This window comes from Alcanivorax sp. HI0044, assembly GCF_001634945.1.
Genome location: NZ_LWEZ01000759.1, coordinates 1 through 476, shown reverse-complemented (window position 1 = coordinate 476; position 476 = coordinate 1). Strand labels below are relative to the sequence as shown.

The following is a 476-nucleotide window of genomic DNA, read 5'->3' as shown; positions in this document are numbered from 1 at the left end:
GATGAAGCCAACGGCAAAATCCTGATGGCCACCGTGAAAGGCGATGTGCACGACATCGGCAAGAACATTGTTGGCGTGGTGCTGCAATGTAATGGCTATGACGTGGTGGACCTGGGCGTCATGGTGCCTTGCGAGACTATTCTCGAGGTAGCCAAAGAAGAAAATGTGGACATCATTGGCCTCTCCGGGCTGATTACCCCCTCGCTGGAAGAAATGGTGCATGTGGCCAGCGAGATGCAGCGCCTGGAAATGGACCTGCCGTTGATGATTGGCGGTGCTACCACCAGCCGCATTCATACCGCGGTGAAGATTGATCCGGCCTATGACAAGGCCGTGGTCCATGTTGCTGATGCCTCCCGTGCCGTCGGCGTGGCCTCCAGGCTGCTCTCCAAAACGGCCAAGGACGACTTTGTCTCCGAACTCAAGGAAACCTACGAGGCACTGCGCGTCCGGCGCAAACAACAGCAGGTGGACCG

1 protein-coding gene is annotated in these 476 nt (G+C 57.4%); it reads left to right on the top strand.

Going from position 1 to position 476, the window contains the following annotated elements; translation table 11 throughout:
• The coding region (locus A3730_RS09060; RefSeq protein ID WP_197477390.1) for a cobalamin-dependent protein at positions 1-476 on the top strand (476 nt) is incomplete at both ends.